This window comes from Rhodobacter sp. SGA-6-6, from assembly GCF_011043545.1.
Taxonomy (GTDB): Bacteria; Pseudomonadota; Alphaproteobacteria; order Rhodobacterales; family Rhodobacteraceae; genus Pseudogemmobacter.
Genome location: NZ_JAAKGP010000018.1, coordinates 1 through 25274, shown reverse-complemented (window position 1 = coordinate 25274; position 25274 = coordinate 1). Strand labels below are relative to the sequence as shown.

Here is a 25274-nt window from a genome sequence, read left to right as displayed (position 1 = left end):
AGTGAAAGCATGCTTTTCCGGGTCGGGTGACCGGCAAATTTCCGATGCCGGGATTTTCGGACAAGGGCTTGAGCTTGCGGCGGAAATCCGGGCTTGGCGAGAAGGATATGCGCTGAAAACCGGAAAGAGAATATCCAGATTGCCGAAAAATGGGAAATCAAACTTCCATATTGCCCGCCTAACACCTTTCGCCGCCGTGATTTTCGCTTTGCCGGGCCGTGCCGCGGGCCTAGGATCGGGGGCATGAGCCTGCCCCACCCGTCCCCTGATCCGGCCCGCCCGACCCTCTTCAGCGATGAGGCCTGGGTCGAAGTGCTGTCGGCCATGGACCGCACCTATGCCGATCTGGTGGACTATCAGGAACGGCTGGAGCGCCAGAACGCCGAGTTGCAGGAGATGCGGACCTTCCTGACCGCGATCCTGTCCTCGGTCTCGGACGTGCTGATCGTCGCGGGGCGGACCGGGCAGGTGGAACAGGTCAGCCGCTCGGTCCTTACCCTGACCGGCCGTCCCGAGGCGCAGGTGGTGAACGCGGGCCTTGTCGAGCTTTTCGCAGAAGCGCAGCGCCCGGTGCTTGCCGCGCTGCTGCAGGGTGTGCGCGAGCAGCGGCGCAGCGCCAGCCTGGAATGCGACCTGCTGACGGCCGAGGGGATGGAGCCGCTGGAGCTTTCCGCCGCGCCGCGGCTGGACGAAAGGGGACGGGTCGACGGCTATGTGCTGACCGGGCGTCCGCTGGGCGCGCTGCGCAAGGCCTATGCCGGGCTTTCCGAAAGCCACGACGCGCTGAAGACGGCGCAAGCCTTTCTGGTCAGGAACGAGAAGCTGGCCTCGCTGGGCCGCCTTCTGGCCGGGGTGGCGCATGAATTGAACAATCCGATCAGTTTCGTCTATGCCAACACCCACGCGCTGGAACGCTATGCCGGCAAGTTCGAGACCTATTTCGCCAAGGTGCAGGCCGGGGCCAGCCGGGAAGAGCTGATCGCGCTGCGGCAGGAACTGCGGCTCGATCGCGAGGTGGCGAACCTGCGCGAGGCGATCAACGGCGCGCGGGACGGGGCCGAGCGGGTGCGCGACATCGTCGAGGACCTGCGGCGGCTGTCGTCGGACGGCGCGGGTGAGAAGGTGGCCTTCGATCTGGCCGAAACGGCGCGCACGGCGGGCCAATGGGTGATGCGCGGCATGAAGCAGCCGGTGACGCTGGATCTGTCCAGCCTGCGGCGGGTCGAGGTTCTGGGCCGGCGGGGCCATATCCAGCAGGTGGTGATGAACCTGATCCAGAACTCGGCCGATGCGCTGGAGGACCGCGCGGACGGCCGCATCCGCCTTTCGCTGGGGGCCGAGGGGGACCGGGCGGTGCTGGTAGTCGCCGACAACGGCCCCGGCGTGCCCGAGGCGGTGCGGGCCTCGATCTTCGATCCGTTCTTCACCACCAAGCCCGTGGGCCGCGGCACCGGCCTCGGCCTGTCGATCAGCCACAAGATCGCCGAGGAACATGGCGGCAGCCTCGCCCTGATCGAGGCGGATGAGGGCGCGGCCTTCCGGCTTGACCTGCCCTTGGCCGGGGGGGTGGCATGAAGACCTTGCTCTGGCTTCAGGCCGCGGGCTGCGGCGGCTGCACCATGTCGCTGCTCTGCGCCGAAAGCCCGGGCCTGTTCGAGATGCTTGAGGATGCCGGCATCCGCCTCCTGTGGCATCCCGCGCTCTCGGCCGAGACCGGGGCCGAAGTGCTGGCCTTGCTGGAGGACATCGCCGAGGGCCGTCAGGCGCTGGACATCCTGTGCGTCGAGGGCGCCATCGCCCGCGGCCCGGCGGGCACCGGGCGGTTCCAGATGCTTGCGGGCACCGGGAAAAGCATGATGCATTGGGTCGAGCGGCTGGCCCCGCGCGCGGACCATGTGCTGGCGGTCGGCTCCTGCGCGGCCTTCGGCGGGCCGACGGCGGCGGGGGGGAACCCCTCGGATGCGGTGGGGCTGCAATACGACGGCGGGCTTTCGGGCGGCCTTCTCGGCCCCGGCTGGCGGGCGGGTGGCGGCGGGGCGGTCGTCAACATCGCCGGCTGCCCGACGCATCCGGGCTGGGTGACCGAGACGCTGATGCTTCTGGCCGCGGGCGAGGCGGTGGCGCTGGACGGCTACGCCCGGCCGCGGTTCTATGTCGACCATCTGGTCCATCACGGCTGCCCGAAGAACGAGTTCTACGAATACAAGGCCAGCGCGCGCGAACTGTCGGAAATCGGCTGCATGATGGAGAACCTGGGCTGCATCGGCACGCAGGCGGTGGGCGATTGCAACATCAGGCCATGGAACGGCGAAGGCTCCTGCACGCGGGGCGGCTATCCCTGCATCAACTGCACCGCGCCGCGCTTCGAGGATCCGGCCCATGCCTTTCAGGAAACGCCCAAGGTGGCGGGCATTCCCGTCGGCCTGCCGACCGACATGCCGAAGGCCTGGTTCATGGCGCTGGCTTCGCTGTCCAAGGCCGCGACGCCGGACCGCATCGGCCGCAACGCCCGGGCCGACCGGGTGGTGGTGCCGCCGACGCTGAGGCGGCCGAAATGACCCGGCTGGTGCTGGGGCCCTTCAACCGGGTGGAGGGCGATCTGGAGGTCGCGCTGACGCTGGATGCGGGCCGGATCGTCCGGGCCGAGGTCAATGCGCCGCTGTTCCGCGGTTTCGAGCAGATGCTGATGGGTCGTGATCCGCGCGATGCGCTGGTCATCACCCCGCGCATCTGCGGCATCTGCTCGATCAGCCAGTCGGCGGCGGCGGCGCGGGCGCTGGCCGCGGCGATGGGGCTGTCGCCCGCGCCGCAGGGCGCGGCCATGGCGGCGCTGATCCACGCGGCCGAGAACGTGGCCGATCACCTGACCCATTTCCACCTGTTCTTCATGCCCGATTTCGCCCGCCCGCATTATGCCGGGCGCCCCTGGCATACCCGCGCGGTCGACCGCTTCACCGCGATGGAGGGCGGCGCCCAGCGGGCGGCGGTGCAGGCGCGGGCCGAGCTTTTGCATGTCATGGGCCTTCTGGCGGGCAAATGGCCGCATACGCTGGCGATCCAGCCCGGCGGCGTCACCCGCGCGCCGGGGCCGCGGGAAAAGGCCCGGCTGACGGCGACCCTGCGTGCCTTTCGCCGCTATCTGGAAGGGGTGCTGTTCGGCGGCCCGCTGGAAGACTTCGCCGCCATCGAGACGCCCGAGGCGCTGATGCGCTGGGGGCGGGGCGATCTGGGGCTGTTCCTGGAAATCGCCGCCGACCTTGGCCTCGAAGCTTTGGGCCGGGGCTCGGGGCGCTATCTCTCCTACGGGGCCTATCCGCTGGACGAGAGGCCGGTCTTCGCCCGTGGTGCCTGGGACGGCGGGCTGCGGGACTTCGACCCGCAGGACATTGCCGAGGACCTCTCCCATGCCTGGATGAAAGGGGGCACGCGCCACCCCTGGGACGGGGTGACCGAACCCGACGAGGCGATGGCGCCGCCCGGCTACAGCTGGTGCAAGGCTCCCCGGCTGGGCGGCCGGGGTCATGAGGTGGGGGCGCTGGCCCGGCAGGTGGTGGACGGCCATCCGCTGGCGCGGGCCATGGCGGGCGGCGGCGTTCTGGCGCGGGTGGCCGGGCGGATGCTGGAGCTTGCCCGCAGCCAGGCGGTGATGGAGCGGCTGGTCGCCGGGATCGAGCCCGGGGCGGCCTTCATGGCCAAGGGCGCCCTGCCGCGCGAGGGGCGCGGCGCCGGGCTGGTCGAGGCGGCGCGCGGCGCGCTGGGCCATTGGCTGCGCATCGAGGGCGGCAGGATCGCGGGCTACCAGATCATCGCGCCGACGACCTGGAACTTCAGCCCGCGCGACGCAGGCGGCGTGCCCGGCCCGCTGGAGGCGGCGCTGGAGGGGCTGGAGATCGAGGGGCCGGGGGCGCTGGCGGTGCAGCATGTGGTGCGCAGCTTCGATCCCTGCATGGTCTGCACGGTGCATTGAAGGCAAACGCGGTCCGGGGGGCCAGCCCCCCGGACCCCCCGGAGTATTTGGACCAAGATGAAGGGCGGGGCCGTTTCGATCAGGGTAAGGGGGCAGGTGCAGGGCGTGGGGTTCCGCCCCTTCATCTGGCAGCTTGCGCAGGAGTTCGGCCTGCGCGGCCGGGTGCTGAACGACCCCGAGGGCGTGCTAATCGAGGCGGCGGGAGCGCGTGTCGGGGACTTCGCCGCCGCCATCCCGGCCCGGGCGCCGAAGCTGGCACGGGTCGACGCGGTGGAACTGTCCGCCTTCGCGGGCAGCCTGCCCGAGGGGTTCGAGATCGCGCCCTCGCGCGGGGCGGGGGCCGAGACGCGGGTGACGCCCGATGCGGCGACCTGCCCGGACTGCGCGGCGGAAATCCGCGCGCCCGGGCGGCGCGCAGGCTATGCCTTCACCAACTGCACCCATTGCGGGCCGCGCTTCACCATCCTCAGGGGCCTGCCCTACGACCGCGCCCGCACCACCATGGCCGGGTTTCCCCTCTGCTCCGATTGCGCCGGGGAATATGCCGATCCCGCCGACCGCCGCTTCCACGCCCAGCCGGTGGCCTGCCCGGCCTGCGGGCCGCGCCTCTGGCTTGAGGTGGAGGGGCGGGAGGTGCCGGGCGACCCCATCCTTGCGGCGGCGGATCTGCTGCGGCAGGGCCGGGTGGTGGCGGTCAAGGGGCTGGGCGGCTTCCATCTGGCCTGCGATGCCTCCGATCCGGCGGCGCTGGGCCGCTTGCGCGCCCGCAAGCGGCGCCCGGCCAAGCCCTTCGCCCTGATGGGCCATGAGGCGACCTTGCAGGCGGTGGCGGTCCTGGCCGAGGCCGACCTTGCCCTTTTGCGCGATCCTGCCGCGCCGGTCGTTCTGGTGCCCTCGCGCGGGGTCCTGCCCGAAGGGGTTGCCCCGGGCATGGCGCAACTGGGGGTCATGCTGCCCTATACGCCGCTGCACCACCTGTTGCTGGATGCTTTCGGCGGGGTGCTGGTGATGACCAGCGGCAACCTGTCGGGCGAGCCGCAGGTGACCGGCAACGGCGAGGCGCGGGAGAAGCTGTCGGCCTTCGCCGATGCCCTCTTGTGCCACGACCGCGACATCGCCCGGCGGCTGGACGACAGCGTGGAGCGCGCCAGCCCGCCGATGATCCTGCGCCGCGCGCGGGGGCGGGTGCCGGGGGCGCTGCCCCTGCCGCCGGGCTTCGAGGGCGCGCCGCAGGTGCTGGCGCTGGGCGGCCAGATGAAGGGGGCGATCTGCCTTGTGAAGAACGGGCAGGCGCTGCTGGGCCACCATCTGGGCGATCTGGACGACGCGCTTTGCGCCGCGGAATTCGGCAAGGCGGTGGCGGATTACACCGCGTTGTTCGACCACCGGCCCGAAGTGGTGGCGGTGGATGCCCATCCGGGCTATCGCGCCACGCAGGCGGGCAGGGCGATGGGCCTGCCTGTGGCCGAGGTCTTTCACCACCACGCCCATCTCGCCGCCTGCCTGGCCGAGAACCGCTGGCCGCTGGACGGCGGTCCCGTGGCGGGGATCATCCTCGACGGCACCGGGCTTGGCCCGGACGGCACAATCTGGGGGGGCGAGTTGCTGGTGGGCGGCTATCACGGGGCGGAGCGCCGCGTCCGGCTGAAACCCGCGCCGCTGATCGGCGGCGACCGCGCCGCGCGCGAGCCATGGCGCAATGGGCTGGCGCGGCTGGATCAGGCGGGGCTTGGCGATTGGGCGGATCGGCTTTTCGTCGGAAAGCCGGTGGCCCTGCTGCGGCAGGCGGTGGCGCAGGGGATCAATGCGCCGCTGTCCTCCAGCGTCGGGCGGCTGTTCGATGCCGTTGCGGCGGTGCTGGGGATCTGCCCCGACGGCCAGAGCCATGAGGGCGAGGCCGCAATGCGGCTGGAGGCGCTGGCGGGAGCGTCCAGCGATCCGGGCGAATATCCCTATGCGACCGACGGGGAGGAGATCGACCCTGCGCCGATGTTCCAAGCCCTTGCGCGGGACATCGCGTCGGGGCAGCGGCCCGAGGATATCGCGCTGCGCTTCCACCGCTTCGTTGCCGCGGCTTTCGCCGATGCGGCACGGGCATGGGTCGATATCGGCGAGGCGCGGGCCGTCGCACTCTCCGGCGGCTGTTTCCAGAACGCGCTTCTGCATCGGCTGATGCTGGAAGAGTTGCAGGGCCTGCCCGTGCTGGTCCACCGCACCACGCCCGCCAATGACGGCGGGCTGGCGCTGGGGCAGGCTGTGGTCGCGGCGGCGCGCGCGGTCACGGCGGCGGAAAGCACCTAACCAGAACGGCGCTCAGGCGGTCAGCGGGCGACCGGCCCGCTTTATGGCATGTCCTTGTAAGGATTTGAAAGGACTGGAAAAGGCTTTCGGTATGCCATCGCATGGTTTTCTTTGTCTCGCCCCCCGTGCCCTGATTTCCTGACCCTCGGAGCGGTGCGCGCAGGCGTGCCGGGGAAACGGGGAGGGCCAGCATTGAGCCAGATCGAAACCTTCTACGAGGTGATGCGCAGGCAGGGGATCACCCGGCGCAGTTTCATGAAATACTGCGCCCTGACGGCCAGCGCCCTTGGCCTTGGGCCGGCCTTCGTGCCGAAGATTGCCCATGCGATGGAGACCAAGCCCCGCACCCCGGTGATCTGGGTCAACGGACTGGAATGCACCTGCTGTTCGGAGAGTTTCATCCGGGGCGCGCATCCCCTGGCCAAGGACGTGGTGCTGTCGATGATCAGCCTCGACTACAGCCACACGCTGATGGCGGCGGCGGGCCATGCGGCCGAGGCGGCGCTGGAGGAAACGATCCAGAAATACAAGGGCAACTACATCCTCGCCGTCGAGGGCAACCCGCCGCTGAACGAGGACGGGATGTTCTGCATCGTCGGCGGCAAGCCCTTCGTCGAACAGTTGAAACATGCCGCCCAACATGCCAAGGCGGTGATCAGCTGGGGCGCCTGCGCCTCCTACGGCTGCGTGCAGGCCGCGGCACCCAACCCGACGCGGGCCACGCCCGTGCACAAGGTCATCACCGACAAGCCGATCATCAAGGTGCCGGGCTGCCCGCCGATCGCCGAGGTGATGACCGGCGTCATCACCTACATGCTGACCTTCGACCGCCTGCCCGAGCTTGACCGTCAGGGCCGGCCGGCGATGTTCTACGGCCAGCGCATCCACGACAAATGCTATCGCCGGCCGCATTTCGACGCGGGCCAGTTCGTCGAACACTGGGACGACGAGAACGCGCGCAAGGGCTATTGCCTCTACAAGATGGGCTGCAAGGGGCCGACCACCTACAACGCCTGTTCCACCGTGCGCTGGAACGAGGGCACCAGCTTCCCGATCCAGTCGGGTCACGGCTGCATCGGTTGTTCCGAGGACGGGTTCTGGGATCAGGGCAGCTTCTACGACCGGCTGACCAACATCAAGCAGTTCGGCATCGAGGCGAATGCCGATCAGGTCGGCATGGCGGCGGCGGGGGTGGTCGGCGGCGCGGTGGCGGTTCATGCCGCGATCAGCGCCCTGAAGCGCGCCCAGAAGAAGACCCAAGAGAAAGCGGAGGGCTGAGACCATGGGAGCGACGACGCCGAACGGCTTCACCCTCGACACCACCGGCCAGCGCGTGGTGGTCGATCCGGTCTGCCGGATCGAGGGCCACATGCGCTGCGAGGTGAATGTCAACGACCAGAACGTCATCACCAACGCGGTTTCGACCGGCACCATGTGGCGGGGGCTGGAGGTAATCCTGAAGGGCCGCGACCCGCGCGACGCCTGGGCCTTCACCGAGCGGATCTGCGGGGTCTGCACCGGGACCCATGCGCTGACATCCGTGCGCGCGGTCGAGGATGCGCTGGGAATCGCCATTCCTGACAACGCCAACTCGATCCGCAACATCATGCAGCTGAACCTGCAGATCCACGACCATGTCGTGCATTTCTACCACCTGCACGCGCTGGACTGGGTGAACCCCGTGAATGCGCTGAAGGCCGATCCGAAGGCGACGAGCGAGTTGCAGCAGGCGGTCTCGCCCTCGCATCCGCTGTCGTCGCCCGGCTATTTCCGCGACGTGCAGAACCGGCTGAAGGCCTTTGTCGAAAGCGGGCAGTTGGGCATCTTCAAGAACGGCTACTGGGACAATCCGGCCTACCTGCTGCCGCCCGAGGCCGACCTGATGGCGACGACGCATTACCTGGAAGCGCTGGACCTGCAGAAGGAGATCGTGAAGATCCACACGATCTTCGGCGGCAAGAACCCGCATCCGAACTGGCTGGTCGGCGGCGTGCCCTGTCCGATCAACGTGCATTCCACCGGCGCCGTGGGCGCGATCAACATGGAGCGGCTGAACCTGGTCAGCTCGATCATCGACAAGTGCATCGAGTTCAACCGCAACGTCTATCTGCCGGATGTGAAGGCGATCGGCGGCTTCTACAGGAACTGGCTCTACGGTGGCGGGCTGTCGGGCAAGTCGGTGCTGGCCTATGGCGACATCCCCGAGCATCCGAACGATTTCAGTCCCGATCAGCTGCACCTGCCGCGCGGCGCGATCATCAACGGCAACCTGAACGAGGTGCATGACGTCGACCAGCGCGACCCCGAGCAGATCCAGGAGCATGTCGACCATTCCTGGTATGAATATGCGGGCGCCCAGCCGGGCAAGGGCCTGCACCCCTGGGACGGCGAAACGGCCCCGAAATACGAGCTTGGCCCCAATGCCAAGGGCAGCCGCACCAATATCGAGCAGCTGGACGAGGGCGGGAAATACTCCTGGATCAAGGCGCCGCGCTGGAAGGGCCATGCGATGGAGGTCGGCCCGCTTGCCCGCTATGTCGTGGGCTATGCCAAGGGGCATGAGGACATCAAGAACCAGGTCGACGGCCTTCTGCGCGACATGGGCCTGCCGCTGACGGCGGTGTTCTCGACGCTGGGGCGGACGGCCGCGCGGGCGCTGGAAAGCGAATATTGCGGGCGGCTGCAAAAGCACTTCTTCGACAAGCTGGTGGCCAACATCAAGGCGGGCGACGAAAGCACTGCGAATGTGGCGAAATGGGACCCTTCGACCTGGCCGAAGGAGGCCAAGGGCGTCGGCGCGACCGAGGCGCCGCGCGGTGCCCTCGGGCACTGGATCAGGATCAGGGACGGCCGGATCGAGAACTACCAATGCGTGGTTCCGACCACATGGAACGGCAGCCCCCGCGATCTGGCGGGCAATATCGGCGCCTTCGAGGCCAGCCTGATGGAGACGAAGGTCGAGCGGCCCGAAGAGCCGGTCGAGATCCTGCGCACGATCCACAGCTTCGATCCATGCCTTGCCTGTTCCACCCATGTCATGTCGCCCGACGGCCAAGAACTGGCGCGGGTCAAGGTTCGCTGAGGAGAGGGACATGAAGAAACTAGCAACTGCCGCCATCGTCGCCGTGGTCGCCGGCCCTGCGCTGGCCCATACCGGCGCGGGCGAGGCCAACGGCTTTCTTCACGGACTCGGGCATCCCGTCCTCGGGCCGGACCACCTGCTGGCGATGCTGGCGGTGGGTCTGTGGTCGGGCTTCGTGCTGCCCCGGCGGTTCTGGGCGGGGGCGGCGGCCTTCATCGCGGCCATGGCTGCCGGCGCGGGCCTTTCTTGGGCGGGCATCGGCTATCCGATGGTCGAGACGGCGATTGTCGGCTCGGTCGTGGTGTTCGGCCTCCTGACGCTGGTCTCGCGCCGGGGTCAGAGGGCCGGGGTGACGCTTGCCTCGCTTGCCGCAATCGCAGCCTTCGCCTCGGCCCATGGCCATGCCCATGCGACCGAGGCCTCGGGCAATGCGCTTGCCTATCTGGCGGGGTTCCTGATCTCGACCGCCGCGCTGCATCTGGCGGGGGTCGGCATCGCCCGCGCCGTCGCCGCGCAGCCGGCTGCGCAACGGGCGCTCGGCGCCGGGATCGCGCTTTCCGGCCTCTGGCTGATGGCGGGGTGACGCCATGGCAAGCCCCACCACCAACATCCCGGCCGATGACGCGGCACCCGAGGATCTGGGCACGGTCCGCCGCCAGACCGCGGTCTATGTCTACGAGGCCCCGGTCCGCATCTGGCACTGGGTCAATGCCGCCGCGATCCTGATCCTGTGCCTGACTGGCTATTTCATCGGCTCGCCGCCCCCCTCGATGCAGATCGGCGAGGCGGTGGAGCAGTTCGTCTTCGGCTACATCCGCTTTGCCCATTTCGCCGCGGGCATGGTGCTGACCATCGGCTTCCTGGGCCGCATCTACTGGGCCTTCGTCGGCAACCACCACGCGCGGCAGCTTTTCTACGTGCCGTTCTGGCGGGTGGATTACTGGCGCGAAGTCTGGTTCGAGATCAGCTGGTATCTGTTCCTCGCCAGGGAGCCGAAGAAATACGTCGGCCACAACCCCTTGGCGCAACTGGCGATGTTCTTCTTCATCACCCTGGGCGTCAGCTTCATGATCGTCACCGGACTGGCGCTTTATGCCGAGGGCGCGCAGGAGGGCAGCCTGACGCATGACCTGTTCGGCTGGGTTCTTGGCCTCGTATGGAACAGCCAGCGGCTGCACACCTTGCACCATCTGGGCATGTGGTGGATCGTGATCTTCATGATCGTCCACATCTACGTGGCCATCCGCGAGGACATCATGAGCCGGCAGTCCATCGTCTCGACGATGATCTCGGGCACACGGGTTTTCAAGGACGACAAGGAGGATTAGGCTCCAGACCCAACCATCCTATTGATGATATGCGTTCTCTCTGTTCGGCACACGGCGGAAAAGGGGGGCGAAAATTCAGGCCATCAGGCGCTCGCGTGGGGGACAATCACCAAAATCCACGCCCTGACAGAGGGTTGCGGGCGGGCAATCGCCTTTGCACTCAGCCCCGGCAACCATGCCGACATCTCGGAAGCTCCCGCACTCCTGGACAGATGTCCCGCGCCTGCCCGCCTGCTGGCCGACAAGGGCCATGACGCGAACTGCCTGCGCGACCGGCTGGCCGCGACCAAAACCGAAGCCGTCATCCCCTCGACCAGATCCGGCAAAGTGCCCATTCCCTACGATGCCGAAGCCTGCCGCGAGTTATCGCCTCGGCCGGGCAGGGGCATGAGCCGGCCGCCCAGCCTGCGGCGCGACCTCGCGGTGGCCGAACCACTGGCGCATCGGCGCGAAACGCTGTGGCATACGTTGCAGGCGCTGGCCTTGCCGGTGGCTGCGCTGCTGCCGCTCGGCGGGCTTTGGGTGCTGTGTCTGACCCGCGCCCGGCTGCGGCCGATGACGCTCGACGATTTCTCGCGCGAGGGCGGCGGCGTGGCTGAAGGCCGACCTGCCGGACCGCGCGCCGTCGCGCATTCCCGATACCCCGGTCCGAGGTCTCGCTGCGGTCGGGCGGGCGGCTTGCGGTGACCAACCGGGGCCCGGCGGTTGCGCCCGATCAACTGGCGCGGCTGACCCGGCGGTTCGAGCGCGCCGGGGCCTCGGCGCCCGGTTCGGGCCTCGGCCTCGCCATCGCCGACAGCATCGCGCGGGCGGCGCGGGGGCGGCTGGAGTTGGCCTCGCCCATCCCGGCGAGGCCGAGGGGTTCGCGCGATGTTCTTGCCGCGCGGTTGACCGCTCAGCCCCTCGCGTTGCGGCGGATCGGGTCGGCGAGGAGGCGCAGGCCGTTCAGCACCACCAGCACCGTGCCGCCCTCGTGCCCCAGCACGGCGAGCGGCAGGGGCAGCGACAGAAACAGGCTCGACGCCACCAGCACCGCCATCGCCGCCAGCGCGAAGCCCAGGTTCTGCCGGATCACCCGCCTTGTGCGGCGGGCCAGGCGGCGGGCGGCCGCCAGCCGTTCCATGTCGTCGGACATCAGCGCCACATCGGCGGCCTGCAAGGCCACCTCGCTGCCGGCGACGCCCATGGCGATGCCGACATCCGACCGCGCCAGCGCCGCGGCGTCGTTCACCCCGTCGCCGACGAACGCGACGCGGCCGTCCTGCGCCAACTCGCCCACCAGCGCCATCTTGTCCCCGGGCAGCAGATCGGCGTGGATGTCTTGCGGCGCGAAGCCCAGCCCGGCACCGATGCGCAGCCCCACCGGGCGGCGGTCGCCGGTCATCATCACCAGCCGCGCCACGCCATCCGCGCGCAGCGCCGCCAGTGCGGTTGCCGAGGTTTCGCGCGGCCGGTCGGCCACCGTCACCGCGCCCAGCACCCGGTCGCCGCGCCCGAGGTAGATCACCGTCTCGGCGGTTTCGGCCAGTGCGCGCAGGGCCGGGGCGTCGATCGGCGCGCCCATCCGGGCCGCCATGCGGGGATTGCCGGCCCAGACCTCGGCGCTGTCTCGGTCGCGGCCCCTTATGCCCTCGCTCGGCGCCGTCTCCAGACCCTTGACCGGCGCGGCGGCGATGCCGCGCGCCTCAGCATGGCGGCGGATCGCCTCGGCCAGCGGATGCTCGGCCTGCGCCTCCAGCCCGGCGAGCAGGGCCATGAACCCGTCTTCCGGGATCAGCGCCGCGATGCCCGTCACCTCCACCCGGCCCGTGGTCAGGGTGCCGGTCTTGTCGAAGGCGAAGGTCTCGACCTCTGCCAGCGTCTCCAGTGCCGCGCCGCCCTTGAACAGCACGCCGCCCCGCGCCGCCGCCGCCAGCGCCGACAGGATCGCGGCGGGGACCGAGATCACCACGGCGCAGGGGCTGGCCGCGACCAGCAGCACCGCCGCACGGTAAAGCGCCTCCTCCCGCCCCCAGCCGAGCCAGAGGAACAGGCCGAAGGCCAGCACCGCGCCGGCCAGCACGGCCACGGTATAGCGCTGGCCGAACCATTCGCTGAACCGCTCGGACGGGGCGCGGGCGGCCTGCGCCTCGGTCACCAGCGCGATCATGCGCGCAACCGTGCTGTCGGCCACGGGGCGCGAGACGGTGACGCGCAGCACGGCGTTCAGGTTCACCGTGGCCTCGAACACCTTGGCGCCGGGGTGCTTGTGGACCGGCATCGATTCGCCGGTGATCGTCGCTTCGTCCAGCGCGCCGTCGCCGTCCAGCAGCGTGCCATCCGCCGGCACCCGCGCGCCTGGCCGCAGCACCACGATGTCGCCGGGGCGCAGATCGGCGGCCGCAACCTCGGCGACCGAGCCGTCGGGCGCCTGTCGCAGCGCGGTATCGGGGCGCAGCGCCATCAGCGCCTCGACCGCGCGGCGGGCGCGGGTCATGGCGCGGTGTTCCAGCGTGGTCGAGAGGCTGAACAGCGTCAGCAGCACCGCCCCTTCCAGCGCCGCGCCCACCCCCGCGGCGGCCAGGGCGGCGATCACCATCAACAGGTCGATGTCCAGCACATGATCGCGCCAGAGCGCGGCCAGCGCGCGCCCGGCGGCGGGCAGGCCGCCGGCCAGATAGACCAGCATCAGGCCGGCAGGCCCCCAGGGGCCGGGCGCCATGAAGGCCGCAGCTGCGGCCAGCGCCAGCCCGGCCAGCGTCAACGCGGTCAACACTACCTCACGGTCGGGCGAAAGGGTCATGGTCAAGGTTTCGGTCCTGGCTGTGCCGAACGGCAGTGGCTGGGAAGGCGGATAGCGCATCATCCTGACACCAGACTGAAGCCGGGGGGAAGCCATCGAATTTTCTCCCGCAGCCCGCCGCGCGGCTTGTGCCCGTCGCCCGGACAGGCGTGCGCCTGGGCATTCTGAAGGGCGTCGTGAGTCCGGGCTCGGTTCCGGACTTCCTCGAACCCATGAGCGCGGAAGACCTCGCGGAGTGGGATGCTTGAGCCATGCCGTCGTCGACACGCATGTGCTGGCCTGGTCGCCGGTCGCGCCCTCGTTCCTGCCGGGGTGCGAAGCCTGCTGGAGAGCGGCACGACGATCCACGTCCCGCCCTGCGCCCTCCATGAGATCACGATCAAGCCGCGGAAGGGTAAATGGGACGAGATGCTGCCCCATGCGGGCAGCCTCGACAGCCTGTGCTCGACCCTGGGATTCCGCATCGCCCCATATACCGCGCGGATGGCGATGCTGTCCGGGTCGATGGAATGGCATCATCCGGATCCATTCGACCGCATGATCGCGGCTACCGCCATCGAGATGGCCTGTCCGCTGGTCTCGCAGGCCCGGCTTTTCTGGATCTTTCCGTGCCACCTCCTTGCCGCCTGCCAGTTTGGCAGGCCCGGCCCTTTTGGAGCCAGACTTAAACAATTGAATTGATGACGAAAAGATAGAAATCCCTCTGTCGGAGGCGGCCGGAACGACCCGGCTGCCGGTCCGAAAACGGGGGGCGTCAAATGCGGAAAGTCGCGCAGCGGCGAGGTCGTGCTGCGCTTCGAGACCCCACCCAGTCTCGACCACCTGCGCGCGGCCTATCTGCGCTACCTGCTCGACCAAACGCGGGGCAACCGGCGGGAGATGGCTCGTATCCTCGGCATCAGCGAGCGGAACCTTTATCGACTGCTGCCGCAGATGTCCGACATCGAAACCAAAGCCGAAGGCGCTCCGCGGCAGGAGGGAGGATAGCCGCCGCCTGCCGCCGCAGTATTGGCGAGCTGCCCAATTATCGAATGCGCCTGTTTATGTCGGTCGACCTCGTTGGTTCGGCTATCGCCGAGGGGCAGGGCGCAGCAGGCTGAACTCTGAACCACGGAGGTCCGCGGCCTTGTCCGCCGAATTCCGGGCTCTGGTGAACGCGTCGCAGAATTCCTTGAACAGCGCGGGCTCTATCATCAGTTCGAGAGGACGGCTGAGCCTTCGTGCGGCGTAGAGCGAGACGAGGCTCGACCCGGCGAGGATCATCGCGATCCAGCCGGTAAAGATGATCCAACCATGGCTCGGGGGCGAGAAATCGGGGATTGCAACGATCAGCCAGCCGACCTCTCCCAGATCAACGGAGGCTGACCACATCGTGCCATAGGCATTGTCGTCGTCGGATTTGCCGACCTCGATCCAGCCGCGCCGGGTCTTGTCGGCGAGGTCCTTGAGGGACAGGACACTCAGGGGCGCAGGTGCTGGTCGAGTTCGTCCGCCATTCCGGCCGCCTCTTCCTCAAGGAAGGTGATGAAGCGTTTGATCTGTGCGAGACGGTTGCTGCGCGCCGGGTGCCACAGGGACAATTCATACGGCACCGGCACGGACAGGCGCCGAAAGACCACCGGCCCGCCGGTGTGGCTGGCCGCCGTCAGCGGGTTTATCACCGAGATGCCGACGCCTGCCGCGACCATGGCGCAGACGCTGGCTGCCGTCGTGGTCTCGGCGGCATAGTCTCGCGCCACCGCCGCCTCGTGGAACACGACATCGAGCTTGTGGCGATAGGGGTCGTTCTGGCTGAAGTAGATGAAGGGCTGGCCGGCGAAGTCGGCAGGGGCCAGTTCGGCGCGCGAGGCGAGCGGATGGCCCTGGGGCAGAACGCAGACCATATCGCCCGCGCATACCGTCGTGCCGGTGGCGCTGTCGCGTTCAAACAGGTTCTCGGCCAGAACGAGGTCGAACACCTGCGTCGTCATCTCGTGCCGCAGCGAGGGTTCCTCATGCGAATGGATCGAGAAATGCAGTGCGTGCCGGCCTTTCAGAAAACGCTGGATGACCCGCGGGATGACCGATTCCGCATAGGCGGGAATGCTCGCGATTCTGAAATTCGCGGCATTATGGGTGCGGATCGCCGAGGCCGCGCGGCCGATCTCGTCGAGTCCGACGAAAGAGCGCAGCACCACCTCATGCAGCAGAATCGCCTGTTCGGTGGGTGTCAGCCGCTTGCCGAAGCGCAGGAAAAGATCGAAGCCCAGCCGATTCTCGATCTCCCGTATCTCGCGGCTGAGGGTGGGCTGGGAACTCCCGAGCTTGGCGGCGGCGGCGGTGATGCTCTTGTTCACCATGACCGCATTGAACACGTCGATCTGGCGCTGGTTCAGCTTCATGTCCGGACCTCCCGATGCGGGGAGATATATCAGAAATGAATGAAAGACGCCCATGAAGTATTTCATGTGAATGTCGGCTTTCGGGATAGTCGGGGCAGCCACCGTTAGCCTGAGGTTGTCATGACCGCCGCCAAATCGCTCGCGCGCCCCCGAATCCATGAGGATGCCGAGCGCTGGCTTGACCGTGAGGGCGGCAAGCTCTGTGCCCATGGGGTGCCGCTGGAGGGCATCGCCTCGGCGGTCGGAACGCCGTTCTACGCCTATTCTGCGCCTGCCCTGCGGGCGCGGCACGCCGCGCTTACGGCGGCGGTCGGGCCGCTGGGGGTGGCGGTCTGCTTTGCGGTCAAGGCGTGCAGCAACATCCATGTGCTGGCCGAACTGGCGCGGCTGGGATGCGGAATGGACATCGTTTCGGGCGGAGAGATGCGGCGCGCGCTGGCTGCCGGTTGCCCCGCCGGACGGATCATCTTCTCCGGGGTCGGCAAGACCAGGGCCGAGATTCGGGCCGCGCTGGAGGTGGGGGCCCACCAGATCAACGTCGAAAGCCCGGCCGAACTGGAGATGGTGGCGGAGGTCGCGCGGGAACTGGGCGTGCAGGCCCCCGTGGCCCTGCGCGTCAATCCCGATGTTGATGCGCATACTCATGCCAAGATCACCACCGGCCGCAAGGACAGCAAGTTCGGCATCCCGTCCGACCAGATCCCGGCGCTTTATGCCGACGCCCCGCCGGAGCTGCGGATGGTCGGGCTGGCCGTGCATATCGGCTCGCAGATCCTCGATCTGGAACCTTTCCGGCAGGCGTGGAGCGTGCTGGCCGACCTGGTGCGCCGCCTTCGGGCCGCAGGTCTGCGGGTCGACCGTCTGGATCTGGGCGGCGGGCTCGGCATCGGGGCCGATGGCGGGGCAGGCCCCGACCTGGCCGGATATGCCGCGATCATTGCCCAAACTGTCGGCGGCCTCGATCTGGCGCTGAATGTCGAGCCGGGGCGCTGGCTTTGCGCCCGTGCCGGGGTGATGGTGACCGAGGTCCTGTATTGCAAGCCGGGGGAAGATGCCGATGTCGTGGTCGTCGATGCCGCGATGAACGATCTGATGCGGCCCGCGCTTTACGACGCGCGCCATCCCATCCGCACGTTGCATCCGCCGCGGTTGGGGACAGGCTCGCGCCCCGGCCGCCTCGTCGGCCCAATCTGCGAGAGCTCCGATGATTTCGGGGTCTATGACGACCTCGGCCAGATCATCCGCGGCGACCTGCTGGCCTTCGGCGACGCCGGGGCATACGGGGCCGCGATGTCATCGACCTACAACTCGCGGGACCTGATCCCCGAGGTGCTGATCGAGGAGGGGCAGTTCAGGATCATCCGCCACCGGGCGGGCATCCGCGATCTGCTGAAGCTGGAACAGGGCGGTCCGTGGCAACGGGCCGGGTGAGTGCGCGCGGGGGCGCAGCCGTGCGACAGGCTCCGCTCTTTTCAATGAAGTCGCCTGATGCCGCGACAGCGGCAAACCGACAGCGAGGAACGGAAATGACAAGCAAGACCACGGTGAAACTGCTGCTGGCCTCCGGCCTTGCCAGCCTGATGCTGATGTCCCCGGCGCTGGCCGAGAACATGCTGCGCGTGTCCTACAGCGAGGATCCGAAAACGGCCGACGGCCAGATGACGACGGATGCCTATACCCTGCCGCTGAACATCTTCGACCGGCTGGTCGAATCCGAGACGACGGGTCCCGGTGAATCCGCCCTGGTTCCGGGGCTGGCGGAAACGTGGGACGTGTCCGAGGACGGGCTGACCTATACCTTCCACCTGCGTCAGGGCGTGAAGTTCCACGACGGTGCGGTGCTGACGGCCGACGACGTGGTCTACACCTTCGACCGGATGCTGAACCCGGCCACCAAGGCGCTGAACACCGACATCCTGACATTCATCGCCGGTGCCGAGGATCGCCTCGATGGCACGGCAGACAGCGTGTCGGGTCTGAAGGCGCTGGATGACCACACCGTCCAGATCACGCTGGCCCAGCCCTATGCGGCCTTTCTGGCGCTGTTGGCGGCCCCGGGCGCCTCGATTTACAACCGTGCTTTCACCGAGGCGGCGGGCGACCAGTTCGGCCTGACGCCCGAGACCACCAACGGCACCGGCCCCTTCATCCTGCGCGACTACACGCTGAACGACAGCCAGATGCTGGAGGCCAACGAGGATTACTGGCGCGGCCGCCCGAAGCTTGACCGGCTGCTGGTGCGCGTGGTGTCGGATTCCGAAACCCTGCGGATGCTGTTCGAATCCGACGAGATAGACGTCCTCGACCTCGACTACGCCCCGACCCAGACGCCCTATTTCTACGGCAGCGACCAGTGGAAGGACCAGATTCGGTCCGGCCCGCGCGTGGGGATCTATTATTACAACATCAACCAGCTGAAAAAGCCGTTCGACGACGTGCGTGTGCGCAAGGCTTTCCAGATCGCCATCGACCGTCAGACCATTCTGGACAAGAACTTCTACGGCAAGGGCAAGCTGGAGGACGGGGTGATCCCGCGCGGCCTGACCTGCTATGCTCCGGCGGAGCCGATCGAATACAACCCCGCGAAGGCCAGGGAACTGCTGGCCGAGGCCGGCTATCCGGACGGCGTCGAGATCAACCTGCAACAGGTGTCGAGCTGGTCGACGAAATGGTCCGACATGAACCAGATCATCCAGGCGCAAGTGGCCGAGGCCGGGTTCAAGGCCAATATCGTCACCACCGACGAGGCCGCCTTCCTCGATGCCCGCAAGGCCGGCGAGGCCGAAGCCTATACCCAGGTCTGGTCGGCCGACTTCAACGATCCCGACAACTTTTTCTACACGTTCTTCTCGGAATCCGGCTCCAAGACGCGCGGCTACAACAACGACGATCCCGAGGTCTTTGCCGGCATCGAAAAGGCGCGCGGGATGGTGGACCAGGAAGAGCGGTGCAAGCTCTATCAGGATCTGACGGCCCGCATCGTCGGCGAGGATGCGGCATGGGTTCCGCTGTTCAGCCTGGATCACAGCTATGTCGTGCAGCCGCGGGTGAAGAACTTCGTCGTTCCGTGGAACGGCTGGAGCGACATGAACTACTTCAACGTCGAGGTCGAATAAGACCTTCGGGTCCGGGGCGGACGCAAGGTTCGCCCCGGCCCGGTTCCGCCGCCCGGCCGCAACGGGCGCCTTCCGCCACGCCTTTCCCCGCACCTTTTGCGGGCGCAGCAGAAAGACCGTCTGCCGATGCTGATGTTCGCGCTTCGGCGCATTCTTGTGTCGATTCCGGTGCTGATCGGGATCACGCTGATCCTGTTCATCATGCTGAACGTGGTTCCGGGCGACCCGGTCGCGCTGATGATGAAGGAACATGCCAGCCCCGAAGTGATCGAGCGGGTGCGGGCGCAGATGCATCTCGACGACCCGCTGGTCGTGCGGTATCTCAGCTTCCTCTGGAATGCCCTGCAGGGGGATCTGGGCAATTCGATCAAGCTGAACCGGCCGGTGACCGACCTGCTGCTGAAGGCATTCCCCAATACGCTGATGCTGGCGGTCTGTGCGGCGCTGGTGTCCTGGGTGATCGGCATTCCGGCCGGCATCCTGTCGGCGGTGCGGCGCGACAGCCTGCTCGACCGGTTCTTCATGGGCTTTTCGCTGCTCGGCGTGTCGATGCCGGTATTCTGGTCGGCGCTGCTGCTGCAATACGTCTTTGCCATGCAGCTGAAACTGCTGCCGGTGTCGGGTTTCTACGGCTGGGAATACATGGTCCTGCCGGCGATCGTCCTGGGCTGGTCCTCGGCCGGGGTGAGCGCGCGGCTGACGCGGTCGAGCCTGCTGGAGGTGATGCGGCACGACTACATCCGCACCGCCCGGGCCAAGGGCCTGCGGGAAACCGGGGTGATCACCCGGCATGCGCTGAAGAACGCGCTGATCCCGGTGGTGACGATCATGGCGATCCAGGTGTCGGGCCTTCTGTCCGGCGCGGTGATCACCGAGGCGATCTTCTCGATCCCCGGCGTGGGCCGGATCACCGTCAATGCGATTTCCTCGCGCGACATGCCGCTTCTGCAGGGCGCGGTGCTGTTTGCGACCGTGCTGGTGATCCTCGGCAACCTCGTGGCCGACATCCTTTATTCGGTGCTCGATCCGCGCATCCGCTCGCAGATGAAGAAGGACGCGTAAGATGACCCTTTCCGCCGATCCCGCTGCGATCCTTGAACCCGAAACCATCGAGGAAGCCAGCTTCCTGCGCGACACGATGCGCGCCTTTCGCCGCAACCGGATGGCGATGGTCGGGCTTGCTTTCGTGGTGCTGCTGGTTCTTGGCGCGGTGTTTGCGCCCTGGATCAGCCCGCATGACCCTTACCGCGTCGAACTGGACGAACAGCTTTTGCCGATGTCGGCGACCTATTGGCTGGGCACCGACAACTTCGGCCGCGATGTGCTGACCCGTATCCTTTACGGCGCGCGGATCTCGCTGGTGGTGGGCATCGTCCCCAGCCTCGTGTCGCTGCTGATCGGCACGGTCCTGGGCATTCTCAGCGGCTATATGGGCGGCAAGACCGATTTCGTCGTCATGCGGCTGGCCGACATGATGATCGCCTTCCCCTCGCTGCTGCTCGCCATGGTGGTGATGTATACGCTGGGGGCGAACCTGCTGAACATCTTCCTGGCGCTGGCCCTTGTCGGCTGGGCCTCGGTCGCGCGGGTCGTGCGGTCGCAGACCCTCGCCCTGCGCGAAAAGGAATTCATCGAGGCCGCCCGCGCCAACGGCACCTCGCGCGCGGTGATCATGTTCTCGCATATCTTCCCGAATGTGGTGCCGACGCTGATCGTGCTGTTCTCGCTGTCGATCCCCGAGGCGATCATGTGGGAATCCAGCCTCAGCTTCCTTGGCGTCGGCGTGCAGCCGCCCGAGGCGAGCTGGGGCCTCCTGGTGGCCAAGGGCAAGGAATACATGTTCCAGGCTCCGGCGGTCGCCATCGCGCCCGGCGTCGCGATCCTGTTGACGGTCATGGCCTTCAACTTCATCGGCGACGGGCTGCGCGATGCGCTCGACCCCTCGATGAAGGATTGATCCGATGGGCGCCGACGATCCGATCCTTTCCGTCAGGGGGCTGCGCACCGAGTTTTCGGGCGACCGGGGCGACGTGCGGGTGCTGGACGATGTTTCCTTCGATGTGGGACGCGGCAAGATCGTCGGGCTGGTCGGGGAATCCGGCTCCGGCAAAAGCATGACGGCGCTGTCGCTGATGGGGCTGGTGCCCCGGCCGCAGGGCAATGTTAGCGCAAGTTCCATCCTGCTTGACGGTCGGGACATCTCGAAGCTTGAACCGGCCGCGATGCGCCGCATCAGGGGCCGCGACATCGCCATGGTATTCCAGGAGCCGATGACCAGCCTGAACCCCGTCCGCAAGGTCTGGGAACAGGTGGGTGAACCTTTGGCGATCCATCAGGGCCTTGGCCGCAGCGCGATCCGCAAGCGGGTGCTGGACATGTTCGATTTGGTGGGCATCCCCGAGCCCAAGACCCGCCTCGACGCCTATCCGCACCAGTTGTCGGGCGGGCTGCGTCAGCGCGCGATGATTGCCATGGGCCTGATCTGCGAGCCGAAGCTTCTGATCGCCGACGAGCCGACGACCGCGCTCGACGTGACGACCCAGGCGCAGATCCTGCGCCTGATGCGCGACCTGCGCGACCGGGTCGGCACCTCGATCATCATGATCACCCACGATCTGGGGATCATCGCCGAGATGTGCGACGAGGTGAACGTGATGTATGCGGGCCAGATGGTCGAGCAGGCCGATGTGTTCGACCTGTTCGAGCGGCCCTCGCATCCCTATACGCGCGGCCTTCTCGCCTCGATCCCGCGTGCGACCGTGGCGCGGGCGGCGCGTCGGATGCCGAGCATTCCCGGCATGGTGCCGAACCTTGCCAAACTGCCGCCCGGTTGCCGTTTCGCCCCGCGCTGCAGCGATGCGATGCCGCAATGCCAGCGCCCGCCGGATCTGCTGCCCGTCGGCGTCGGCCATTCGGCGCGCTGCTGGCTGCATTCCGCCGGGGCGGCCCTGCCGGAAGGAGAGATGCGGTGACTGGCTCCGTCCTTCAGCCCGAAACCGGGACAGCCGCGCAGGACGACCGGATCGTTCTGTCGACCCGCGATCTGACCAAACACTACCGCGTCGGCGGCGGCATGTTCGCAGGCCCGCCCCGCGTGGTGCGCGCCATCGATGGCGTGACCCTCGACATCCGCGCGCGCGAAACCTTTGCGCTGGTGGGCGAATCCGGCTGCGGCAAGACCACGCTGGGGCGCGTCATGCTGCGCCTGCAAGAGCCGACCTCGGGCACGATCCGGTATCGCGGCACCGATCTGACCGGCCTTGGCGAAGGTCCGATGCGGGCCTTGCGCAAGAACCTGCAGATCGTGTTCCAGGATCCCTTCGCCTCGCTGAACCCCCGGATGCGGATCGGAGAAATCCTTGCCGAGCCGCTGCGCAGCCATGGCTACGGCACGCCCGCCGAAATCCGCGACCGCTGCACCGAGCTTCTCGAAATGGTGGGCCTGCGCCGCCAGTATCTGCGCAACTATCCGCATCAGCTCTCGGGCGGGCAGCGGCAGAGGATCGGCATCGCACGCGCGCTGGCCAACAAGCCGGATTTCGTGGTTTGCGACGAATCCGTCTCGGCACTGGATGTGTCCATTCAGGCGCAGGTGCTGAACCTGCTGAGCGACCTTCAGGACCAGCTGAAGCTGACCTATTTCTTCATCACCCATGATCTGGCCGTCGTGCGGCAGTTCGCCGACCGGGTGGGCGTGATGTTCCTCGGCCGTCTGGTCGAGGTGGGCACGACCGAAGAGCTGTTTGCCCGGCCCCTGCACCCCTACACGATGCTGCTGATGTCGGCGGTGCCGCGCCCCGATCCGCGCAAGCGCGGCGAGGATCGCCCGATGATGCGGGGCGAGATTCCCAGCCCGATGAACCTGCCCAAGGGGTGCCGGTTCCATACCCGCTGTCCCTTTGCGCGCGACATCTGCCGCGTCGAGGACCCGGGATTGCAAACCCTTGGCGGCCGCGCGGTCGCCTGCCACTTCCCGCTGGAGGATTGAGAGGACAGGATGGACTTGATCGTGACCCGGCAGGGGGATGCCTGGCAGGCCGCCTACGGCGACAGGGTCTGGCGCGCGGCGGTGGGGCGCAGCGGCATCGCCGTGAAACGGATCGAGGGCGATGGCGTCAGCCCCATCGGCTGCTGGCCGATCCGGCGCGTGCTCTACCGCGCCGACAAGCTGGGCGCGGCGCCGGTTTCGGTGTTTCCGACCGAAGTGATCGCCGAGGATGACGGCTGGTGCGATGCGCCCGACCATCCCGACTACAACCGCCCGGTGAAGTTGCCCTTCGCGGCCAGCCATGAAGAGATGTGGCGCAAGGACGACCTTTACGACATCGTCGTCGTTCTGGGCCAGAACGACGATCCGGTGGTTCCGGGCGCAGGCAGCGCGGTCTTTCTGCATGTGGCCAGCGCCGGCTATGGGCCGACCGCCGGATGCGCCGCGCTGATCCGCGCCGATCTGCTGGAGTTCCTGGCCGTGGCCGGGCCCGGCACGCGGCTGTGCTTTCGGGACGGGGACTGAATAACCAGCGACGAGGGGCTGCCCGTGGCAGAGATCAATCTTGCCGCGCTGGAGCGCGCGCTGGCGCTGCTTCCCGACCGGTTCCGCGGCCCGGCCGGGGTCGCGGGCGTGGTGCATCGGGGAAGAGTCATCGCCCGGCGCGCCTGGGGCTATGCCGATGCGGCGGCACGGCTGCCGATGACCTCCGCGCGGCGGATGCCGATCTGCTCGATCTCCAAGCACATGACCTGCGCCCTGCTGCTCGACCTGTTCGACCGGCCCGAGGCGCTGGATCCGCTGTTGCCCGAGCTGCTGCCGCACTATCGCGGGCGGCTTCCGACGGTCGCGCAGCTTTGTCACAACCAGTCGGGCCTGCGCGACTACTGGGCGATGACGGTGTTGCAGGGGGCCGCACCGGAAGGGCGGTTCACCGAGGCCGATGGCCGCGCTCTGCTGGGGCAGGCCCGCAGCGGCCATTTCGCGCCGGGGGCGCATTTTTCCTACAGCAACGGCAATTTCCGCCTGCTCGCCGAGTTGATCCAGCGGGCGACCGGACGCGATTTCGGGGCGCTGCTGCAAGAGCGCATCTTCGGCCCCGCCGCCATGCCGACGGCCCGCCTCGCCGCCGATATGGCGGAAAGGGTCGATGGCGTGATCGGCTATGAGGGCAATGACGAGGTGGGCTTTCTGCCTGCCCAGAGTGCGATCACCTGGTTCGGCGATTCCGGCGTCTCCGCCTCGCTCGACGACATGCTGGCGTGGGAGGCATGGATCGATGCCGGCCGCGATGATCCGGCCGCGCTTTACAAACGTCTCTTGGTGCCGGTGCGGTTCGCCGATGGAAAGCCGGCCTCCTACGGCTATGGCCTGCGCCGTTATCGGCCGGCGGGCGTCGAGGTCGCGGCCCATGGGGGCGGGGTCCGGGGCTTCTGCTCCTACCGGCTGCATGCCGCAGCCGAGCGGCTGTCGGTCGTGGTGATCTTCAACCACGAGGCCAGCGCCATGCGGGCGGCCGAGGGGCTGATGACGGCCGCGCTCGGGCTGGAGACCCCGGCGGCGGGCTGTCCGGGCCAGGGCTGGGACGGCCTCTGGTATGACGAGGAGAACGCGCTTTTCCTGCGCACCCGCGATGCGCCCGGCGGCGTGCGCCTGGATTACGCCGTCTCGCCCACGGTTCTGCCCCAGACCGCCGAGGGCCGTGCCGGAGGCGCCGACCTGTCGCTCCGCCGCGACGCGGACCTTCTGGTGATGGAGCGCGCAACGGAAAACCTGACCGTGCGGGCCCGCAGCGTGCAACCCCTGGATCGGGCCGACGCCGCGCCGATCGCCGGGCGCTATCGTTCCGACGAGATCGGTGCGTCGCTGGTCATCGAGGCACGGGACGGGGCCGCCTCCATCGGGTTCGAGGGGATGCTGGGCGTTGGCCCGATGGAGCGGATGTATCCTCTGGCCGAAGATCTCTGGTCGGTCACCAGCCGCCGCGCCATGGATTCCGCGCCGCCCGGGGAATGGACCCTGCGCATCCGCCGCGACGAAGGGGGACGGGTGATCGGGCTGACCATCGGCTGCTGGCTCGCACGCAAGATCGACTATTCCTTGTCCGCAGGGTAACAATGATAAGTCACTTGGGCTTGCCCCGATTGGGAGAAAGCGTTCAGTTCATTTCCTTGGCCTTTTGGTCGAAGGCGATGGGGCTCTGGGAGCCAAGCGATCAATGCGTCCGGCGAATTTGGCCTGCCAAACGAAAGGTCAGTGGATCTGTCCTGGCATGCCTTCGCATCGCTCGCCTGCGCGATGGCATGACTCGCATAAATGAAGATGCTAC

At 67.8% G+C, this 25274-nt stretch carries 22 protein-coding genes and 1 pseudogene; 20 read left to right on the top strand and 3 right to left on the bottom strand.

The features are described from left to right. The first annotated feature begins 243 nt into the window (after nucleotides 1–243). The 10 genes and pseudogenes from G5B31_RS19310 to G5B31_RS21465 all read left to right on the top strand — a co-directional run. Nucleotides 244–1575: a sensor histidine kinase gene (locus G5B31_RS19310; RefSeq protein WP_165019845.1), complete on the top strand. Its 1332-nt coding sequence runs from the start codon at nucleotides 244–246 to the stop codon at nucleotides 1573–1575. After that, nucleotides 1572–2558: a HupU protein gene (locus G5B31_RS19305; RefSeq protein WP_165019844.1), complete on the top strand. Its 987-nt coding sequence runs from the start codon at nucleotides 1572–1574 to the stop codon at nucleotides 2556–2558. The genes G5B31_RS19310 and G5B31_RS19305 overlap by 4 nt, the downstream gene beginning before the upstream one ends. Next, nucleotides 2555–3967: a nickel-dependent hydrogenase large subunit gene (locus tag G5B31_RS19300; RefSeq protein WP_165019843.1), complete on the top strand. Its 1413-nt coding sequence runs from the start codon at nucleotides 2555–2557 to the stop codon at nucleotides 3965–3967. Before G5B31_RS19305 ends, G5B31_RS19300 begins: the two co-directional genes overlap by 4 nt. Nucleotides 3968–4024: 57 nt before the next feature. Continuing rightward, nucleotides 4025–6268 (top strand): carbamoyltransferase HypF, encoded by a 2244-nt coding sequence (hypF, locus tag G5B31_RS19295; RefSeq protein WP_165019842.1) that lies wholly within the window; start codon nucleotides 4025–4027, stop codon nucleotides 6266–6268. A gap of 192 nt (nucleotides 6269–6460) precedes the next feature. Next, complete coding sequence (locus G5B31_RS19290; RefSeq protein WP_165019841.1) at nucleotides 6461–7546, top strand: hydrogenase small subunit; 1086 nt, start codon at nucleotides 6461–6463, stop codon at nucleotides 7544–7546. Nucleotides 7547–7550: 4 nt separating this feature from the next. Continuing rightward, nucleotides 7551–9350: a nickel-dependent hydrogenase large subunit gene (locus tag G5B31_RS19285; RefSeq protein WP_165019840.1), complete on the top strand. Its 1800-nt coding sequence runs from the start codon at nucleotides 7551–7553 to the stop codon at nucleotides 9348–9350. 10 nt (nucleotides 9351–9360) lie between these two features. Next, nucleotides 9361–9933: a HupE/UreJ family protein gene (locus G5B31_RS19280; RefSeq protein ID WP_165019839.1), complete on the top strand. Its 573-nt coding sequence runs from the start codon at nucleotides 9361–9363 to the stop codon at nucleotides 9931–9933. A gap of 4 nt (nucleotides 9934–9937) precedes the next feature. Next, nucleotides 9938–10678, top strand: a complete 741-nt coding sequence (gene cybH / locus G5B31_RS19275) for a Ni/Fe-hydrogenase, b-type cytochrome subunit (RefSeq protein ID WP_165019838.1) — start codon at nucleotides 9938–9940, stop codon at nucleotides 10676–10678. A gap of 24 nt (nucleotides 10679–10702) precedes the next feature. Next, a complete protein-coding gene (locus G5B31_RS19270) occupies nucleotides 10703–11365 on the top strand; it encodes a transposase (RefSeq protein ID WP_165019837.1) in 663 nt (220 codons plus the stop codon). Next, a pseudogene (locus G5B31_RS21465) lies at nucleotides 11362–11463 on the top strand (hypothetical protein); the annotation flags it as partial. The gene G5B31_RS19270 and the pseudogene G5B31_RS21465, both read left to right, overlap by 4 nt. Nucleotides 11464–11573: 110 nt before the next feature. Here G5B31_RS21465 and G5B31_RS19265 read toward each other — a convergent pair. Further along, nucleotides 11574–13460, bottom strand: a complete 1887-nt coding sequence (locus G5B31_RS19265; RefSeq protein WP_205912030.1) for a cation-translocating P-type ATPase — start codon at nucleotides 13458–13460, stop codon at nucleotides 11574–11576. A gap of 240 nt (nucleotides 13461–13700) precedes the next feature. On the opposite strand from G5B31_RS19265, the gene G5B31_RS19260 reads away from it, so the two are divergent. Both G5B31_RS19260 and G5B31_RS19255 read left to right on the top strand, forming a co-directional pair. Beyond that, nucleotides 13701–14141: a type II toxin-antitoxin system VapC family toxin gene (locus G5B31_RS19260; protein WP_165019835.1), complete on the top strand. Its 441-nt coding sequence runs from the start codon at nucleotides 13701–13703 to the stop codon at nucleotides 14139–14141. A gap of 105 nt (nucleotides 14142–14246) precedes the next feature. Then, nucleotides 14247–14447, top strand: coding sequence for a helix-turn-helix domain-containing protein (locus tag G5B31_RS19255; protein WP_165019834.1), 201 nt, complete (start codon nucleotides 14247–14249; stop codon nucleotides 14445–14447). 81 nt (nucleotides 14448–14528) lie between these two features. On the opposite strand, the gene G5B31_RS19250 is transcribed toward G5B31_RS19255, so the two are convergent. Both G5B31_RS19250 and G5B31_RS19245 read right to left on the bottom strand, forming a co-directional pair. After that, nucleotides 14529–14831 (bottom strand): hypothetical protein, encoded by a 303-nt coding sequence (locus G5B31_RS19250; protein WP_165019833.1) that lies wholly within the window; start codon nucleotides 14829–14831, stop codon nucleotides 14529–14531. A gap of 89 nt (nucleotides 14832–14920) precedes the next feature. Next, nucleotides 14921–15841, bottom strand: coding sequence for a LysR family transcriptional regulator (locus G5B31_RS19245; protein WP_165019832.1), 921 nt, complete (start codon nucleotides 15839–15841; stop codon nucleotides 14921–14923). A gap of 120 nt (nucleotides 15842–15961) precedes the next feature. On the opposite strand from G5B31_RS19245, the gene lysA reads away from it, so the two are divergent. From lysA to G5B31_RS19205, 8 genes are all read left to right on the top strand, one after another. Continuing rightward, nucleotides 15962–17272 carry a diaminopimelate decarboxylase gene (lysA, locus tag G5B31_RS19240; protein ID WP_165019831.1) on the top strand — a complete coding sequence of 437 codons (1311 nt, stop codon included), beginning with the start codon at nucleotides 15962–15964 and terminating at the stop codon, nucleotides 17270–17272. Between the two features lie 95 nt (nucleotides 17273–17367). After that, on the top strand, nucleotides 17368–18957 hold the full coding sequence (locus G5B31_RS19235) for an ABC transporter substrate-binding protein (protein WP_165019830.1): 1590 nt from the start codon (nucleotides 17368–17370) through the stop codon (nucleotides 18955–18957). A 126-nt stretch (nucleotides 18958–19083) separates the two neighbouring features. Further along, nucleotides 19084–20019, top strand: a complete 936-nt coding sequence (locus tag G5B31_RS19230) for an ABC transporter permease (protein WP_165019829.1) — start codon at nucleotides 19084–19086, stop codon at nucleotides 20017–20019. Between the two features lies 1 nt (nucleotide 20020). Further along, on the top strand, nucleotides 20021–20914 hold the full coding sequence (locus G5B31_RS19225; protein WP_165019828.1) for an ABC transporter permease: 894 nt from the start codon (nucleotides 20021–20023) through the stop codon (nucleotides 20912–20914). Nucleotides 20915–20918: 4 nt separating this feature from the next. Beyond that, nucleotides 20919–21929 carry an ABC transporter ATP-binding protein gene (locus tag G5B31_RS19220; RefSeq protein ID WP_165019827.1) on the top strand — a complete coding sequence of 337 codons (1011 nt, stop codon included), beginning with the start codon at nucleotides 20919–20921 and terminating at the stop codon, nucleotides 21927–21929. Nucleotides 21930–22030: 101 nt separating this feature from the next. Beyond that, complete coding sequence (locus G5B31_RS19215) at nucleotides 22031–22945, top strand: oligopeptide/dipeptide ABC transporter ATP-binding protein (protein ID WP_165019860.1); 915 nt, start codon at nucleotides 22031–22033, stop codon at nucleotides 22943–22945. 9 nt (nucleotides 22946–22954) lie between these two features. After that, entirely contained in the window at nucleotides 22955–23470 is a 516-nt protein-coding gene (locus G5B31_RS19210; protein ID WP_165019826.1) for a L,D-transpeptidase, read from the top strand. 24 nt (nucleotides 23471–23494) lie between these two features. Then, nucleotides 23495–25060 (top strand): D-aminopeptidase, encoded by a 1566-nt coding sequence (locus tag G5B31_RS19205; RefSeq protein WP_165019825.1) that lies wholly within the window; start codon nucleotides 23495–23497, stop codon nucleotides 25058–25060. Nucleotides 25061–25274 lie beyond the last annotated feature (214 nt).